This window comes from Staphylococcus sp. 17KM0847 (assembly GCF_013463155.1).
Classification (GTDB): domain Bacteria; phylum Bacillota; class Bacilli; order Staphylococcales; family Staphylococcaceae; genus Staphylococcus.
Genome location: NZ_CP040781.1, coordinates 1623051 through 1639254, shown reverse-complemented (window position 1 = coordinate 1639254; position 16204 = coordinate 1623051). Strand labels below are relative to the sequence as shown.

Here is a 16204-nt window from a genome sequence, read left to right as displayed (position 1 = left end):
TTATGCCAGACCTTACTCCTTTTTGGATTTCTTTACGTGTTGCATTAATCAGTACAGCTGTTGTCGTGCTATTAGCTATATTATTAGCAAAAGTACTGTACCATAGACAAGGTAAATGGATAAAATTTTTAGAAAGTCTGATCGTTTTACCTATTGTTTTACCACCCACAGTGATGGGTTTTTTATTACTCATGATTTTTTCCGTAAATGGTCCATTAGGTCACTTTTTAACAGATACATTAGGGGTTAAAGTTGTCTTCACATTAACGGGGGCTATCATTGCATCGGTTATTGTTAGTTTTCCTTTAATGTATCAACATACGATTCAGGGTTTTCGTAATATCGATGAAAAGATGCTCTATACTGCGCGGACAATGGGGGCTTCAGAAAGAAAGATTTTTTATCGGCTTATATTGCCATTGTCTAAACGTGCATTGATTTCAGGTGCGATGATGGCATTTGCACGTGCTATCGGTGAATTTGGTGCAACGCTGATGATTGCAGGTTATATCCCGGGCAAAACGAATACCTTGCCACTAGAGATCTATTTCCTTGTTCAGCAAGGACGAGAACAACAAGCATGGCTCTGGGTACTCGTACTTGTTGCATTTGCATTATCTGTTATCGGTACGATGAATATGCTAAATAAAGAGCGCTATCGTGAGGTGAAATAGGTGCTTGATATTGACTTGCAGAAAAACATCAATGGTAAAATGATTAGAGTTCAAATACAATCAGAATGTCCCAAAATTTATGCGGTTCAAGGTGTATCAGGAATTGGTAAAACAACATGTCTCAATATGATTGCAGGGATTACTATGCCTGATAGAGGATATGTCAAAGTGGCTGGTCGTGTTCTAACAGATACAGATAGAGGGAAATATGTATCTATTCGTACGCGTAGAATAGGCTATCTTTTTCAAGATTATCAACTCTTTCCACATATGACAGTTGCACAAAATATTACCTTTATGACATCGTTGAATGAACACATTGATCAATTGATTGATGCACTTAATATTCAGCATCTTATGGATGTATATCCTATGCGATGTTCAGGTGGTGAAAAGCAACGTGTTGCACTGGCTAGAGCTTTGAGTACGAAGCCGGACCTTTTATTGTTAGATGAGCCATTTTCAAGCCTGGATGATATATCCAAAAAAGAAAGTATTGCGCTTGTTCAACACATATTTGAAATGTGGCATATTCCTATCATTTTTGTAACGCATTCACAGCAAGAAGCAACACAGCTTGCACATGAGACGATAAAGATAACATGAGTATAAGTTCCCCAAAGAAAGTAGTTGACCTGCTTTGAGGGGACTTTTTAATTATCAATTCAAAACGATAAATATTGGGTTGATTGATAACATATGCTTATAGGGAAAACACCGAAACAAAAGTATTGAAACACCTAATTGTGAATGTACTCACGATGCGTTTTAATTGATTGAGACGAAATATTCAACATCTTATAATAGATGGAGATTACAATTTGAAGAAAGGCGAATACAGATGACACAAAATCGTTATTCAAGACAAATTCTTTTTGACGCGATTGGTCAAGAAGGGCAAGATAAAATTAATAAGAAATCTGTATTGATTGTCGGTATGGGTGCATTGGGAACACACCTTGCAGAAGGCTTAGTACGTGCAGGAATTGGTAAGCTATATATTGTTGATCGAGATTATATTGAATATTCAAACTTGCAACGTCAAACGCTGTTTACAGAAAAAGATGCACGTGAGCAAGTTCCCAAAGTTATTGCTGCACAACGCGCGTTACAAGCAATTCGTCAAGATATTGAGATCGAAGCTTTTATAGAACATGTAGATGCTTCTTTTTTAAGTCGAATAGTCGGTCAAGTGGATTTGGTTATGGATGCAACGGATAATTTTGACACACGTATGCTCATCAATGATGCTGCGTACGATTTGGGGAAGCCATGGATTTATGGTGGTGTTGTACAGAGTACATATGTTGAAGCACCATTTATTCCAGGACAAACACCATGCTTTCAATGTCTAATCCCTCAAATGCCTGCAATGAATTTAACGTGTGATACAGTAGGCGTAATACAGCCTGCTGTCACAATGGCGACCAGTTTACAGTTGCGAGATGCCTTAAAAATCTTAACAGAAACACCTATTACTGCAAGGTTAACTTATGGTGATATATGGGAGGGATTACACCAATCTTATGGCTTTAGTCGTTTGCAAAGAAAGACGTGTACAACGTGTGGCGAATCCCCTACATATCTTTATATGAAACGAGAGCAGCATGTAGATTATGCGGTATTATGTGGTCGTGATACAGTACAATACCAACACCCGAGTTTATCGTATAAACAGATGATTGATTATTTAGAAGCACGTCATATACGTTACCATACAAATGGTTATCTGATTCAATTTATGTTTGATACATACCGTATTGTCGCTTTTCAAAATGGACGGTTACTTATACACGGTATGCGTGAACCGGCACAAGCACAAACGTTAATCCGTAAGTTATTTGGATAAGTTAAAGGAAGGTGTAAAAATGCATGTAAATGTAAAGTTAGATAGACAGATACGCTGTGCAGTATTAACTGTCTCAGACACACGTACAGTTGAAACAGATAAAGGTGGACAATTGGTTAAAACACTATTAGAAACAATTAACACGGAAATACAACCTGCACATTACTGTATTGTGAAAGATGATAAAGTACAAATTCAGAGGCAAATTCAAGATTGGTTGGCTGATGATATAGATGTCATCATTACAACGGGTGGCACAGGTATTGCTCAAAGAGATGTTACAATAGAAGCAGTAACTCCTTTGCTAACCAAACAAATAGAAGGTTTTGGAGAACTTTTTCGCTATTTAAGTTATACAGAAGATGTTGGAACACGAGCACTACTATCTCGAGCAATAGGTGGTACGGTTGATGACAAATTGATTTTTTGCTTACCGGGATCAACAGGAGCTGTGAAGTTAGGGCTGAATAAGCTCATACTCCCTGAGTTGAATCATCTCATACATGAATTGACAAAGTAGTATACTGCGTGTGATAGGGAGATGAATTTTAGTTAAGAGGATGAGGCAGTAGCTGACAAGAATGAAACCTACTTTTATAAGCTTGAATCAACCCAAGTCAGCCTTGCCAAGAGAGTGAGTCATTTATAATGTGCATCAAGAGTATATTTACTGACGTGCATAGTCAGATTTGCCGCCTGTCTTTTTAACAAGATATGTTTGTCCGATAATCATCCCTTTGTCAACGGCTTTACACATATCATATACGGTAAGTGCTGTTGCAGATGCAGCAGTGAGTGCTTCCATCTCTACACCAGTACGTCCAGTTGTAGAGACTGTTGTTTCAATATGAAGTGTATGTTGTGTGTCAGTAGATGACCAATCAAAAGAAACATCAACACCAGATATGGGCAATGGGTGACACATTGGAATGAGTGACGCTGTATTTTTAGCGGCCATAATACCTGCAATTTGTGCAGTGTTAAGAACATTGCCCTTTTTATTTGTATTGTTAGTGATTTGTTGATAGATAGTATCATTTACAATAATACTTGAATGTGCAATTGCCGTTCTTTTAGTGATTGATTTTTCAGAAACGTCAACCATTTTAGCGCGCCCTTGTTCATTGATGTGAGTAAATTCAGACATGTTATTCCTCCTTTAAAATCCAAGGTAAGTATAGCATGAATTTTAAATTTTGTTAGGAGTGAAAAAGTATGGTCGTAGAAAAGAGACATCCGATTCCAGTAGCAGAAGCCATCAAACGTGTAGTGAGTGTGCCTATTTGTACTGAAACAATTCAAGAAAATATTTATAATTGTGAAGGTTACATTTTAGCTGAAGATATTGTTGCAACATACGATATTCCGCGTTTTGATAAGTCCCCTTATGATGGATTCGCAATTCGTAGTGAAGATTCGCAGGGAGCCAGTGGTGAGAATCGCATTGCTTTTGAAGTAGTTGATCATATTGGTGCGGGGGCAGTATCGTCTCAAACTTTACAACAAGGGCAAGCTGTACGCATTATGACAGGAGCTCAAATTCCTGAAGGAGCCGATGCAGTTGTCATGCTTGAACAAACGACAGAAACAACAAACGGTTTCACAGTGCGTAAGCCTTTTGGGCATTTAGAAAATATCTCCTTGCAAGGTGAAGAAACGAAAACTGGAGATGTCGTACTACATCGTGGACAACGTATTAATGCAGGTGCCGTTGCAGTATTAGCAACATTTGGCTATGCTGAAATACCTGTTTATCGTAAACCGACTGCAGCTATTATTGCGACTGGAAGCGAATTGTTAGATGTTACTGATGATTTAGAACCGGGGAAAATTCGTAATTCTAATGGACCTATGATTCATGCATTGTTACAAAAAGAAGGGATTACGTGCGAACGTTATAATATTCAAAAAGATTATTATGATGATAGTTTAGATGTTGTTCAATCTGCACTTGCTAAACACGATATAGTGATTACAACTGGTGGTGTATCGGTTGGTGATTTTGATTATTTACCAGACATTTATCGTGCATTAGAAGCAGAGGTACTATTCAACAAAGTGGCAATGCGACCAGGCAGTGTGACAACAGTAGCCGTAGTAAATCATAAATATTTATTCGGTTTATCTGGTAACCCATCTGCATGTTATTCGGGATTTGAGCTGTTTACAAAGCCAGCACTTTATCACATGATGGGAGCAAGAAAGTATTATCCTGCGATGGTTCGTGCTACATTGATGGAAGATTTTTCAAAAGCGAATCCATTTACTCGATTTGTACGTGCAGAAGCGATGATAAATGGGAGAGAAGCAACTGTTCGACCCTCAGGTTTTAATAAGTCAGGTGCTGTTGTTTCTATTGCTCATAGTAACGCAATGATGATGTTACCGGGTGGGACGAGAGGTTATCGTATTGGACATGAAGTGGATGTACTATTGACTGCATCAGAGATGTATCAGCAGGAGTTATATTTATGATTCTGCAAATTGTTGGCTTTAAAAATAGTGGGAAAACGACATTAATGGCGTATGCTGTACATAAATTGAAGACATTAGGTTACCCTGTTGTAACGATCAAGCATCATGGACATGCTGATGAAGAGATTACTTTGCCTGTCGATACAGTAGATCATATGCGCCATTTTAAAGCAGGTGCAGATCAAAGCATTGTTCAAGGACACGATTATATTGAAATGATACAGCGTAATAATCAGACATCACTTGAGACTTTGATTGAATCGTGTGTTACGATGGACAATAGTATTATCCTTGTAGAAGGTTATAAACAAGCGCAGTATCACAAAGTCATTGTATACAGTACGGAAGATGAAAAGTTAAAACTACAACAGTTAGAAAATGTGCAATATCAAATAAACGGTACAGTAGAGAACATAGATTTTTCGAAGTTTGGTCTATGGTTGGAGATGTGGGCGAAGCAGAGAGTAGGTGAGTAAGTTGAAACAATATGAAGTAACGACACAGGTCATTGAACCAGAACAGTATAGACGATGGACATTAAATGCTAAACAAGGTGCAGTTGTAGTGTTTACAGGTCATGTACGCGAATGGACAAAAGGCATTCGTACAGAGTATTTAGAATATGAGGCTTATGTTCCAATGGCAGAAAAAAAACTTGCACAAATTGGTGAAGAAATTAGTGTGCGTTGGCCGGGGACAGTGACAGCAATTGTGCATCGTATTGGTGCTTTAGATATATCAGATATTGCAGTATGTATTAGTGTATCTTCACCACATCGTAAAGATGCATATGCTGCTAATGAGTACGCAATAGAAAGAATTAAAGAAGTTGTCCCAATATGGAAAAAAGAGATATGGGAAGACGGTGCGCAATGGCAAGGTCATCAGCGAGGTTATCATGAAGATGCTGTGGAGAAGGGAGAGGTGTGACAGTGAAAGTCCTTTATTTTGCGGAAATTAAAGAAAAATTAGACCGTGCAGAAGATACATTTCATTTTGATTATGAGTTGACAGTAGCGGAACTTAAACAGCATTTATATCAAACTTATCCAGTTATTCAAGGCAAAACTTTTCAAGTTGCAGTGAATGAAGAGTTTGTACAGGAAGATGCCATTATTACCACTGATGATGTTATCGCACTGATCCCACCAGTGAGTGGAGGTTAAAATATACAGATGAAAGCAATCATATTAGCAGGTGGTCAGTCAGAACGATTTGGACGACCGAAAGCATTTGCAACAGTACAAGGTGAGATGTTTTATCAACGTTTGATTCGAACATTAGAAGCAACGAACATGTTTCGAGAGGTTCTCATCAGTACCAATGCACAGTTGGCGGAACGGTTTAAAGATATACGCGTCGTAGTAGATGAAAAACAACATCGAAATAAAGGGCCACTTGCTGGCATTTATAGCGTAATGCAACAAGACGATGAAGACTTATACTTTGTAGTATCGGTGGATACGCCAATAATAACGCAAAAAGCAGTGAGTCAATTATATCAATTTTTAGTAGCGAATCTTATCGAATCACAACTAGATATTGCAGGTTTTGCATCAAATGGTTATCCTATACCGACTATTGCTTTTTATCATCGCAATGTTCAATCTACTATTAAAACAGTATTAGCATCCGATGATTTAAGTATGAAACACGTCTATCAACAAGTGTCATCAGCATGGTTAGATGTTGATGACATAGAAAGTGTCGGACAGTGGTATCGCAATATCAACTACCCACAAGATTTAGTGATGTTAGAGGCAGAATACGTGAAATAACCAATAAAGGAGGGCGCAAGATGACAACACAAATATTAGATAAACTTGGGCGACCTATCCGTGATTTGCGCATTTCCGTTACAGATCGTTGTAATTTTCGTTGCGATTATTGTATGCCTAAAGAGATATTTGGTGATGACTATACATTTCTACCTAAAGATGAATTATTAACATTTGAAGAGATGGTACGCGTGACACGTATCTATGCACAACTCGGCGTAAAAAAAGTACGTATTACAGGTGGAGAACCATTATTACGTCGAGATTTGCATAAATTGATTGCACAAATTCATAAAATTGATGGAATAGAAGATATTGGTTTGACGACAAATGGATTGTTACTAAAAAAACATGGTCAAAAGTTGTACGATGCAGGTTTGCGTCGAATTAATGTCAGCTTGGATGCAATTGACGATACATTATTTCAATCCATTAATAACCGTAATATTAAAGCGGAAACCATATTAGATCAAATTGATTATGCAGTACAAGTTGGCTTTGAAGTCAAAGTCAATGTCGTTGTGCAAAAGGGTGTAAATGATAATCAAATTATACCGATGATTGATTACTTTAAAGAAAAAGATGTTACGATTCGTTTTATTGAGTTTATGGATGTAGGCAATGACAATGGCTGGGATTTTAGTAAAGTTGTGACGAAAGATGAAATGTTAGCAATGATTCAACAAGCATTTGAGATAGAACCTGTTCCACCACGTTATTACGGAGAAGTAGCGAAATATTATCGCCATGTTGGCGCAAAGTCGAAGTTTGGTTTAATTACAAGTGTTTCAGAATCCTTTTGTTCGACATGTACGCGTGCAAGATTATCTTCAGATGGTAAGTTTTATGGTTGTTTGTTTAGTACTGTGGATGGTTATGATGTTAGAGCATTATTAAGAAGTGAGGCATCAGATCGTGAAGTGATGGAAACTTTGAAAGGCTTGTGGCACATTCGAGAAGATCGTTATTCTGATGAACGTACAGAGCAAACAGTTGCAAATCGTAGAAGAAAAAAAATTAATATGAACTACATCGGTGGATGAAAAAACGACTATGATAGTGACAGAGAGCTTGCTATTATAGTCGTTTTGTATATAGAGATGGATATGAGGTGAAATTTCATATTTTTAGTGTTCAGTCCTGTGTGATTTTATAAAGCATGTGTTGATGGAGTTGGTGGAGTAAGTCTAGTGTTTGTTGTTCGATAGATGGTGAAAGTTGTAATGAAGCGAGCAACTCTTCTTGTACTAGGCTAAGTTTACTTTTTAAGGCGTTATGAACATCTTGACCAGTAGAAGAAAGGTTGAGTAGCTTCTCTCTTTTATCTTCTCCAGGGGTGACAATAAGCCACCCCCGTGCATCAAGTACTTTTAAGATTTTACGTGTTGTAGGTTTTTCAATTGAACGTCTTTTAGAGATTTGTGCAAGTGTTGTATTAGGGTGTGCTTGTATATCTTTCAGTATTAACCACTGTGCAGGATGAAGTGTGTATTCATCCAGAAGTGGCTGCACAATTTTCATATAAGGGCGATATAATTTTGTAAGATGGTCAAAGAGTGCTGCGGATTCCATAACAAGTTCCTCTCTATTGTAATAGTGATTATCATTATAACATTTCATAAATGGCATACCTATATTTAATGTTTAAAAGTCAGTATATTAGCGTATAAAGATTAGAAACATGAAAAGTTTTACAACGTGTTTAGATTGCTATCCTACATCCTACTTTTTTTGATAAAATGAAGGGAACTTATATAAAATTCAGGAGTGATGAAATGATAGACATCGAATTTGATCACATCATACACTATGTAGATGATCTCGAACGTTTTGAATTTCCCGGGCAATATTTAGAAATTCATAAAGGGGGACGTCATGAAAATTTAGGTACATTTAATCGCCTTGTATATATTAATCTGAGCTATATTGAACTTCTTGATATTTTTAATCAAGGAAAAATCAAACAACAATCTAAAACACAGGAAGGCAAGTATTCATTTGCATCTTCTATTGTCGAAAAAGGATATCAACAAGGATTTAAAAAAGTTTGTTTCAGAACGCATGATATTCATAAGCTTAAAGAACAGTTTTTAGCGCGTGGTTTGGAAGTTGTAGGACCTGTAAGCATGAAGCGTCAAAATAAAAAGGGACATGAGATTCAATGGCAGCTTCTTTATGTTAATGACCATCATTTTGATGTGATGATGCCTTTTTTTATACAATGGAATAAATCAGATGACGAACGAGAAGCTGATTTGAAAGAATACTTCCAAAGTCAACTTGAGATTGATATGATAGAGTTTCGTTCACATCAGAGACAAACTATGGTAGAGAATTGGAAAAAGTGGTTTGATATGGAAGTTGTTGAAACAGCTGATAAGTATACATTACTCCAAAGTCCAATCAAAAAAGTTAAGTTTAAAATCACAGAAGGTAAAGACGATATGATTGATGGCATATATATGATAGACAAAACAATTGATGCGCCAATACTTATTCGAACACGTGGTGCAAACTATCATTTTAAACCTGAATAATATAATCGTTGTATAACATTATCGATCAAGAGAGAAAAAGAATGAAGTAAAAGGAGTATGAATTCATGAAATTGATGAACATTACAAACCAAGAGCATGATGCATTTGTAAAGTCACATCCTAACGGTGATTTGTTGCAATTAACACAATGGGGAGAAACGAAAAAGTTAACAGGTTGGTATACGAAACGTATTGCTGTTGGAGAAAACGGTAATATCCATGGCGTTGCACAGTTGCTATTTAAAAAAATTGCACGTACACCTTTTACGTTATGTTATGCTTCACGTGGATTCGTAGTAGATTATGCAGATCAACGTGCAGTTAAGACTTTACTTGTAGAAGCGATTAAAATAGCTAAACAAGAAAAGGCCTATACTATAAAAATTGATCCAGATGTTGAAGTGGAAGAAGGAATGACAGTTGTACAGGACTTGCAATCATTAGGATTTCGTCATAAAGGCTTTAAAGAAGGATTAGCGAAAGATTATATTCAGCCTCGTATGACAATGGTTACACCCATCGATAAGTCTGATGAGGAATTGATTCAAAGCTTTAAAACAAATAATAGAAATAAAGTGCGTTCAGCTTTGAAAAAAGGCACAATAGTTGAGCGTGCAGGTCGTGAACAGTTAGACATTTTCACGGCACTTATGAAAGAAACTGGAGAGCGTGATGGCTTTTTAACAAGAGATATATCTTATTTTGAAACAATATATGATGCACTACATAAAGATGGGGATGCAGAACTTTTTCTCGTTAAGTTAGAGCCGACCAAGGTTTTAGAAGTTTTGTACACTGAAAAAGCAGATTTAAAAGCTGAAGAAGAAGCTTTATTAAATAAAGATCAAAAACTAAAAAAAGTACGTAACAAGCTAAAAGATATACACACACAATTACCTGTGAAACAAAAAGCAATTGCAGAAATGGAAAAGCTTAAACAAGAACATCCTGAGGGTCTATACTTATCAGGTGCGTTACTCATGTTCTGTGGTTCGAAAGCATATTATCTTTACGGTGCTTCATCTAATCAATATCGAAAATTTTTACCTAACCATCATATGCAGTTTGTGATGATGCAATATGCACGTGAAAAAGGCGCAAAAACGTATGACTTTGGAGGAACAGATAATAATCCTGATAAAAGTTCAAGTCACTATGGCTTGTGGGAGTTTAAGCGTATGTGGGGGACATATTTGAGCGAAAAAATTGGAGAATTTGATTATGTCCTTAACCCCATATTGTACAAGGCGATTGAGCAATTTAAACCACAGTTAACAGAGCTGAAAATAAAAGTTGTACGTAAACTGAAAGAACATAAGAAGAAATAATGAGCGAGTCATAAGTCCATCTCTTCTAAAGATTATTGATACGAGGTGGACTTTCTCGCGTGCGAAAAAGGAATTCATAGATAAATAATTATGAAGTAATCAAGAGGAGTGTCAACTTGTGGTTAAAAAATTAATTGATTTTTCACTTTCGAATAAGTTTGCTGTAATGTTAATGGTGATACTTATTATTTTAGGCGGTGCATATGCAAGCTTTAAGATGAAGTTAGAATTATTGCCAGACACAGAGCCACCTATGCTGACAATCACAACGACTATGCCGGGTGCAACGCCAGAAACAGTAATGGAAGAGGTCAGTGATCCGATAGATGATGCTATTCGAGGAATGTCCGATGTTTCGAGTGTAAAAACAGAATCACTTGCCAATGCATCACTCATTACTGTTAACTTTAATGAGCATACAGATATGGATGATGCAGAGCAACGAATTGATAAAGCATTGAAAAAAATTGAATTTGATGAAAGTGTTGAATCACCGGAAATACAGCGCAATTCATTGTATGCTTTTCCTGTTGTAGCCTATTCTATTTTGCATGATAAAAATGACATTAAGGCAAGTACAAAGGCTGTTAAAGAGAATTTAATTCCAAAGCTACAAGAAATAAACGGTGTACAACGTGCGACAGTCAATGGACAAACGAGTCGCCAAGTCACTATTGAATTTGATGAACAAAAATTAGGAAAAGCTGGTCTTACACAGCAGCAAGTTTCAGATTATATTGAAGCTGCAACTAAAGAAGTCCCGCTTGGTTTATTCCAGTTTGGTGATACAGAAAAATCAATAGTAATAGATGGTCAATTCACATCTGTTGATACATTAAAAGCGATGGACATACCATTAGCTATTGCGCAACAGCAAGAAGATACATCACAAAGTTCATCAGCTGAAAATACACCGTCAGCAAGTGAAGGGGCTGGACAGTCGGTAAAATTACAAGATATTGCCAAAGTTTCTTTGACAGATGAACGAGACTCTATTTCAAGAACTAACGGAAAAGATGCTGTTGATATACAAGTTATTAAAGCGCAAGATGCGAATACTGTTGCTGTTGCTAAAGAAGTAGACGATACGATTCAATCATTTGTTAAAACACATAAAGATTTGAAGTCTGTTCAAATTATGGATACTGCTAAGCCGATTAAAGATTCATTAAATACGATGATTGAAAAAGCACTACTGGGTTCTATTGTTGCAATTATTGTAATTATGCTATTTTTACGTAATTTCCGTATGACTACTATTTCAGTTGTATCTATTCCACTGTCGTTATTAATTGCGATGATTGCATTGAAGTTAACAGATGTATCATTAAATATTTTGACATTAGGTGCCTTGACCGTAGCAATTGGGCGTGTGATCGACGACTCTATTGTGGTGATTGAAAATATTTATCGCAGGCTAACGCGTACAGATGAACAACACACAGGTGATGGACTAATTGTGAGTGCAACTAAAGAAGTATTTATACCGATTATGTCTTCTACTATCGTAACCATTGTAGTATTTGCACCATTAGCTTTTGTAACGGGGATGGTGGGTGAGATGTTCCGACCATTTGCATATGCTGTTGCATTTAGTTTATTAGCTTCTTTATTAGTTTCGATTACGGTTGTTCCTGTCCTCGGTTCAGTATTTTTCAAAAAAGGACTTCGACGCAAACCACAAGAAAGTGTAGGTGTGGTTGGACGTTACTACAAACGTATTTTAAGTTGGAGTTTGGATCATAAATGGCTTGTCATGATTTTAAGTACAGTCCTATTATTAGCCAGTATTGGTATCGGTATTATGAAAGTAGGGACAAGTTTTATTTCGACAGGTGAAGATAAATTTATGGCGCTGACTTATTCACCAAAACCAGGAGAAACAGAACAGGGTGTATTGAGTCATGCGGAACAAGTTGAAAAATATTTGAGTGCTAATCAATATGTCAATAATGTACAGTATTCTGTTGGTGGTGCATCACCGGTTGATCCAACAGGTAGTACAAACAGCATGGCATTAATGGTGGAGTATGATACGCAAACGCCACATTTCGATGAGGAACCTCAACGTGTGCTAGATCATATTGCTTCGTATAAACATCCAGGTGAATGGAAACATTTAGATATGAGTACAGGTGCAGCATCTAATGCATTAACGGTACAAGTTACGGGCCCATCCCCTGAAAAAATTGAAAAAACGGTTAAAACAGTTGAACAAAAAATGAAAGGTATTAAAGGCTTAACAAACGTCAAGTCAGACTTAGCTGAGACGTATGAACAATACGAGGTGAAAGTGGACACTGAAAAAGCTGGGGAACAAGGTATTACAGCAGGACAACTTGCGATGATGTTGAATGCCAACATTCCAGATACAACAGTTTCCAAAGTGAAAGGGCAATCACAGACATATGATGTTGTTGTAAAGCAAAAAAAAGAAACGGAATGGACACAACAAAAACTTGAACAAACGCCGATCCCTTCACCAACAGGATCATCTGTAACATTAAGTGATATTGCTACTTTAGAGAAAACCTCAACTCCTAATAAACTTGTAAAAGAGGGTGGCGATTATACAAGTACGGTAACAGGTAGTATTTCAGGTGATGACGTAGGCGCAATATCACAAGAAGTGATGAAAGTATTAAATCAATTAGATAAGCCAAGCGATATTCAAACATCGTTAGGTGGAACAAATGAAGATATTGAAACAGCCTTTACACAATTGATGTTTGCGATGTTAGCAGCCATCTTAATCGTATATCTTGTATTAGTACTGACCTTCAAGGGAGGTCTTGCACCATTTACAATTTTATTCTCATTACCATATACCGTCATTGGTGTAGTCTTCGCATTGATATTAACTGGAGAAACACTTTCTGTACCGAGTATGATTGGTATGCTGATGCTGATCGGTATTGTAGTAACGAATGCTATTGTTCTTATTGATAGAGTCATTAACAATGAGCAAGCAGGTATGTCTATGAAAGCAGCATTGTTGGAAGCAGGAGGTACACGAATTCGCCCGATTTTAATGACTGCAATTGCGACAATTGGAGCGTTGATACCACTATTATTTGGTCAAGATAGTTCGGTGCTGATTTCTAAGGGACTTGCAGCAACTGTAATTGGTGGTTTGCTCTCTTCTACATTATTAACATTGATTGTTGTTCCAGTGATTTATGAGGTATTATTTACTATAAAAAAGAGATTGACAAAAAAGTCTGAAAATATTGACGTACATTAATTCATTTTGTAAGATGAAAACAATAAAAACAAGTGTTTAGACAAGCTTTAGTGACAGAGAGAACGTATTAAAATAGAAATTTTAGCTAGAGCTGAAAGGATTGTGTAGAGGTTTTTTCTCTTGAAGCGCTAAAGTAACTATTGGCAAATGTAGATTGGCACTTGTAAGCAGTGGGACGATGACATGTTTAAGTTATTGTCCCACGTCTTTATATATTTTTATGCATCATCGTGTTGATATATGTGCGAGGGGGAAGTTTATGGCTTACACAACAATTCTAAATCAAATACCGGATAGTTATTTTGGTAAAACAATGGGGCGAAAGGTAGTGCATGGACCTTTACCACTAATCAATCTTGCAGTAGGGATTCCAGATGCAGATACGCCACAACTTATTTTAAATGCTTTGTCAGAGGCTATTCAAAAGCCAGAAAACCAAAAATATTTAGCTTTTCAAGGCAAAGGTGCGTTTAAAAAAGCAATCACCGATTTTTATAAGCGTCAATTTGATGTAGATTTAGATCCAGACAAAGAAGTATGTTTATTTTATGGTACGAAGAATGGATTAGTTGCCTTGCCTACGTGTGTAATTGAGCCAGGGGATGAAGTATTATTGCCTGATCCAGGATATACAGATTATGAAGCAGGAGTACATTTAGCACATGGCATCCCTAAACCATTGAAACTTTCACCGGAGTATCATTACTTGCCACAATGGGAAAACGTGAACACAGAAAAGACTAGACTTATTTATTTAACATATCCTAATAATCCAACGGGTTCAGTGGCCACACCAGCATTTTTTCAACAAACGATTGATCATTTTCGTCATACAGATACGAGAATTGTACATGATTTTGCCTATCAGGCCTTTGGGTTTGATGCCCCTAACCCTAGTATTTTACAAGCAGAGGGAGCAAAAGAGATTGCTGTTGAAGTTTTTTCTTTTTCTAAAGGATATAATATGTCAGGGTACCGCGTTGGGTTTGCAGTTGGAAACTCAGAAATCATTGCAAACTTACAAAAGTGGCATACACATACACAGGCAGGTATGTACGGAGCTTTACAAGACGCATGTACAGTAGCATTAAATGAATGTGATGACATATTACTCCAACAAAATGAGATATTCAAACGACGTCGTGATATGATAGAAGCAGTATTAACAGCACATGACATTCCGCATGAGCCAATCAAAGGAGGCATATTTTTGTGGTTAGCTTGTCCACCCAATATGTCGAGTGACGCATTTATTGCATACTTGTTAAAAGCGCAATCTATCCTAGCAGCACCGGGACATCCTTTTGGTGAAGAAGGAGAAGGTTATGTACGTATTTCTTTTGCAATTAATGAGAAACAGTTACAAGAAGCACTCGAACGCCTCATAGCATTAAAGCCGTTATACTGTGAAGATAAATAGTGAAAAGCCATTGTTTGACCTTGAGTATAGGGAAACAATGGCTTTTGATATGATTATTTATATTAAAATGATAGTGACTATAATATAAATGATGAGAATCAGAATGGTCATCATATTTAGAATGCGTACACCTTTTTGATCTTGTTTATAGTGTTTAAATGCAGTGATTTCTACATTGCCAATGAGCATAAGTAATACTGCAAAAAGCCACCATGTCATTGCTGGATAGTAGAGTAGAGAAGTTGCTACAACAATAATAAGCAAGACTGACATGAGTATGCGTAAAATTTTAGGCAACAAAATATCCATTTTAAAAATACTAATATAAGCCACGATGAGATACATCAGTGGTAACAAAATGAGATAAATTGACATTTGGGTACATCCTTTCTGTAAATAAACCAATAAATATGTAGCCATATGAACGAGAATAAAACAACTGACATGATCAATATGTATGTGAAATACAACTAAAACATTAGTGTGAAAAGGTGAATTAAAAATAAACAAGATGAGGGTAGAGATTCTACTCATTATATAAGGTTTGACATGCTCATTTTTCAATTTAGTTTGTGCTAACCTATCATAGAAAGAAGATGATCGTCTAATGCCCCAGTTTAAAAATGAATCATATACAGTAATGATTTAAAGTTTTTTTCGTATTTCAGCAATTTGTTGTTCGATTGCTTCAAGTTGTTTGATAAGTGGATCAACTTGTTGAGAAGTAGATTCTCGTTTTTCTAAATCCCCTTGTAGACGAACGTAATCCATTTTAAGTTCTTGTAATTGTTGTGCCAAGTCCATAGCGCATCCTCCTTGCTTCAATTGTATTAATTATAGCATGTTACCATTGCAATAATAAAACTTTTTACAGTACGATAGTATGAAGTAATATAGAA

General features: G+C 36.6%; 18 protein-coding genes. 14 read left to right on the top strand and 4 right to left on the bottom strand.

Annotation, left to right across the window (positions count from 1 at the left end; genetic code table 11):
- The first annotated feature begins 2 nt into the window (after nt 1-2).
- From modB to FGL66_RS08115, 4 genes are all read left to right on the top strand, one after another.
- Nucleotides 3-674, top strand: a complete 672-nt coding sequence (gene modB / locus FGL66_RS08130; RefSeq protein WP_180809315.1) for a molybdate ABC transporter permease subunit — start codon at nt 3-5, stop codon at nt 672-674.
- Complete coding sequence (locus tag FGL66_RS08125; RefSeq protein ID WP_180809314.1) at nt 675-1280, top strand: ATP-binding cassette domain-containing protein; 606 nt, start codon at nt 675-677, stop codon at nt 1278-1280.
- 235 nt (nt 1281-1515) lie between these two features.
- Nucleotides 1516-2523, top strand: a complete 1008-nt coding sequence (locus FGL66_RS08120) for a ThiF family adenylyltransferase (RefSeq protein ID WP_180809313.1) — start codon at nt 1516-1518, stop codon at nt 2521-2523.
- Nucleotides 2524-2542: 19 nt separating this feature from the next.
- Nucleotides 2543-3043: a MogA/MoaB family molybdenum cofactor biosynthesis protein gene (locus tag FGL66_RS08115; protein ID WP_180809312.1), complete on the top strand. Its 501-nt coding sequence runs from the start codon at nt 2543-2545 to the stop codon at nt 3041-3043.
- A gap of 147 nt (nt 3044-3190) precedes the next feature.
- Here the strand turns inward: FGL66_RS08115 and moaC are convergent, their stop codons facing one another.
- Nucleotides 3191-3670, bottom strand: coding sequence for a cyclic pyranopterin monophosphate synthase MoaC (gene moaC, locus FGL66_RS08110; protein ID WP_180809311.1), 480 nt, complete (start codon nt 3668-3670; stop codon nt 3191-3193).
- A gap of 68 nt (nt 3671-3738) precedes the next feature.
- Between moaC and FGL66_RS08105 the strand changes: the two genes are divergently transcribed.
- Genes FGL66_RS08105 through moaA form a run of 6 tightly spaced genes read left to right on the top strand, consistent with a single transcriptional unit; the run spans nt 3739 to nt 7819 of the window.
- Entirely contained in the window at nt 3739-4998 is a 1260-nt protein-coding gene (locus tag FGL66_RS08105; RefSeq protein WP_180809310.1) for a molybdopterin molybdotransferase MoeA, read from the top strand.
- Nucleotides 4995-5474 carry a molybdopterin-guanine dinucleotide biosynthesis protein B gene (mobB, locus tag FGL66_RS08100; protein ID WP_180809309.1) on the top strand — a complete coding sequence of 160 codons (480 nt, stop codon included), beginning with the start codon at nt 4995-4997 and terminating at the stop codon, nt 5472-5474. Before FGL66_RS08105 ends, mobB begins: the two co-directional genes overlap by 4 nt.
- Nucleotide 5475: 1 nt before the next feature.
- Nucleotides 5476-5928, top strand: coding sequence for a molybdenum cofactor biosynthesis protein MoaE (locus FGL66_RS08095; protein ID WP_180809308.1), 453 nt, complete (start codon nt 5476-5478; stop codon nt 5926-5928).
- Between the two features lie 2 nt (nt 5929-5930).
- Entirely contained in the window at nt 5931-6164 is a 234-nt protein-coding gene (gene moaD / locus FGL66_RS08090) for a molybdopterin converting factor subunit 1 (protein WP_180810506.1), read from the top strand.
- 9 nt (nt 6165-6173) lie between these two features.
- The gene (mobA, locus tag FGL66_RS08085) at nt 6174-6776 is read left to right on the top strand and encodes a molybdenum cofactor guanylyltransferase MobA (protein WP_180809307.1); all 603 of its coding nucleotides are present in this window, start codon (nt 6174-6176) and stop codon (nt 6774-6776) included.
- Nucleotides 6777-6796: 20 nt separating this feature from the next.
- Nucleotides 6797-7819, top strand: coding sequence for a GTP 3',8-cyclase MoaA (gene moaA, locus FGL66_RS08080; protein ID WP_180809306.1), 1023 nt, complete (start codon nt 6797-6799; stop codon nt 7817-7819).
- 91 nt (nt 7820-7910) lie between these two features.
- Here moaA and FGL66_RS08075 read toward each other — a convergent pair whose 3' ends face one another.
- On the bottom strand, nt 7911-8348 hold the full coding sequence (locus FGL66_RS08075) for a MarR family winged helix-turn-helix transcriptional regulator (RefSeq protein WP_180809305.1): 438 nt from the start codon (nt 8346-8348) through the stop codon (nt 7911-7913).
- Nucleotides 8349-8551: 203 nt separating this feature from the next.
- Here FGL66_RS08075 and FGL66_RS08070 point away from each other — a divergent pair, with 203 nt between their 5' ends.
- The 4 genes from FGL66_RS08070 (at nt 8552) to FGL66_RS08055 (ending at nt 15305) form a co-directional block, all read left to right on the top strand.
- Entirely contained in the window at nt 8552-9313 is a 762-nt protein-coding gene (locus tag FGL66_RS08070) for a VOC family protein (protein WP_180809304.1), read from the top strand.
- Nucleotides 9314-9378: 65 nt separating this feature from the next.
- Nucleotides 9379-10641 carry a lipid II:glycine glycyltransferase FemX gene (locus FGL66_RS08065; protein WP_180809303.1) on the top strand — a complete coding sequence of 421 codons (1263 nt, stop codon included), beginning with the start codon at nt 9379-9381 and terminating at the stop codon, nt 10639-10641.
- A 118-nt stretch (nt 10642-10759) separates the two neighbouring features.
- Nucleotides 10760-13885, top strand: coding sequence for an efflux RND transporter permease subunit (locus FGL66_RS08060; RefSeq protein ID WP_180809302.1), 3126 nt, complete (start codon nt 10760-10762; stop codon nt 13883-13885).
- Nucleotides 13886-14144: 259 nt separating this feature from the next.
- Nucleotides 14145-15305, top strand: coding sequence for an aminotransferase class I/II-fold pyridoxal phosphate-dependent enzyme (locus FGL66_RS08055; RefSeq protein ID WP_180809301.1), 1161 nt, complete (start codon nt 14145-14147; stop codon nt 15303-15305).
- 57 nt (nt 15306-15362) lie between these two features.
- Here the strand turns inward: FGL66_RS08055 and mspA are convergent, their stop codons facing one another.
- Together mspA and FGL66_RS08045 are read right to left on the bottom strand one after the other, a co-directional pair.
- Nucleotides 15363-15680, bottom strand: coding sequence for a membrane stabilizing protein MspA (gene mspA / locus FGL66_RS08050; RefSeq protein ID WP_180809300.1), 318 nt, complete (start codon nt 15678-15680; stop codon nt 15363-15365).
- Nucleotides 15681-15950: 270 nt separating this feature from the next.
- A complete protein-coding gene (locus tag FGL66_RS08045) occupies nt 15951-16109 on the bottom strand; it encodes an SE1832 family protein (RefSeq protein WP_180809299.1) in 159 nt (52 codons plus the stop codon).
- Between the last annotated feature and the right edge of the window lie 95 nt (nt 16110-16204).

Bases quoted from the DNA above. Each gene is read 5' to 3' on its own strand.
- FGL66_RS08065 (WP_180809303.1), top strand. From the start codon at position 9,379: ATGAAATTGATGAACATTACAAACCAAGAGCATGATGCATTTGTAAAG.
- modB (WP_180809315.1), top strand. From the start codon at position 3: ATGCCAGACCTTACTCCTTTTTGGATTTCTTTACGTGTTGCATTAATC.
- FGL66_RS08070 (WP_180809304.1), top strand. From the start codon at position 8,552: ATGATAGACATCGAATTTGATCACATCATACACTATGTAGATGATCTC.
- FGL66_RS08105 (WP_180809310.1), top strand. From the start codon at position 3,739: ATGGTCGTAGAAAAGAGACATCCGATTCCAGTAGCAGAAGCCATCAAA.
- mspA (WP_180809300.1), bottom strand. From the start codon at position 15,680: ATGTCAATTTATCTCATTTTGTTACCACTGATGTATCTCATCGTGGCT.
- FGL66_RS08115 (WP_180809312.1), top strand. From the start codon at position 2,543: ATGCATGTAAATGTAAAGTTAGATAGACAGATACGCTGTGCAGTATTA.
- moaA (WP_180809306.1), top strand. From the start codon at position 6,797: ATGACAACACAAATATTAGATAAACTTGGGCGACCTATCCGTGATTTG.
- FGL66_RS08055 (WP_180809301.1), top strand. From the start codon at position 14,145: ATGGCTTACACAACAATTCTAAATCAAATACCGGATAGTTATTTTGGT.
- FGL66_RS08120 (WP_180809313.1), top strand. From the start codon at position 1,516: ATGACACAAAATCGTTATTCAAGACAAATTCTTTTTGACGCGATTGGT.
- FGL66_RS08075 (WP_180809305.1), bottom strand. From the start codon at position 8,348: ATGGAATCCGCAGCACTCTTTGACCATCTTACAAAATTATATCGCCCT.
- moaC (WP_180809311.1), bottom strand. From the start codon at position 3,670: ATGTCTGAATTTACTCACATCAATGAACAAGGGCGCGCTAAAATGGTT.
- FGL66_RS08045 (WP_180809299.1), bottom strand. From the start codon at position 16,109: ATGGACTTGGCACAACAATTACAAGAACTTAAAATGGATTACGTTCGT.
- mobB (WP_180809309.1), top strand. From the start codon at position 4,995: ATGATTCTGCAAATTGTTGGCTTTAAAAATAGTGGGAAAACGACATTA.
- mobA (WP_180809307.1), top strand. From the start codon at position 6,174: ATGAAAGCAATCATATTAGCAGGTGGTCAGTCAGAACGATTTGGACGA.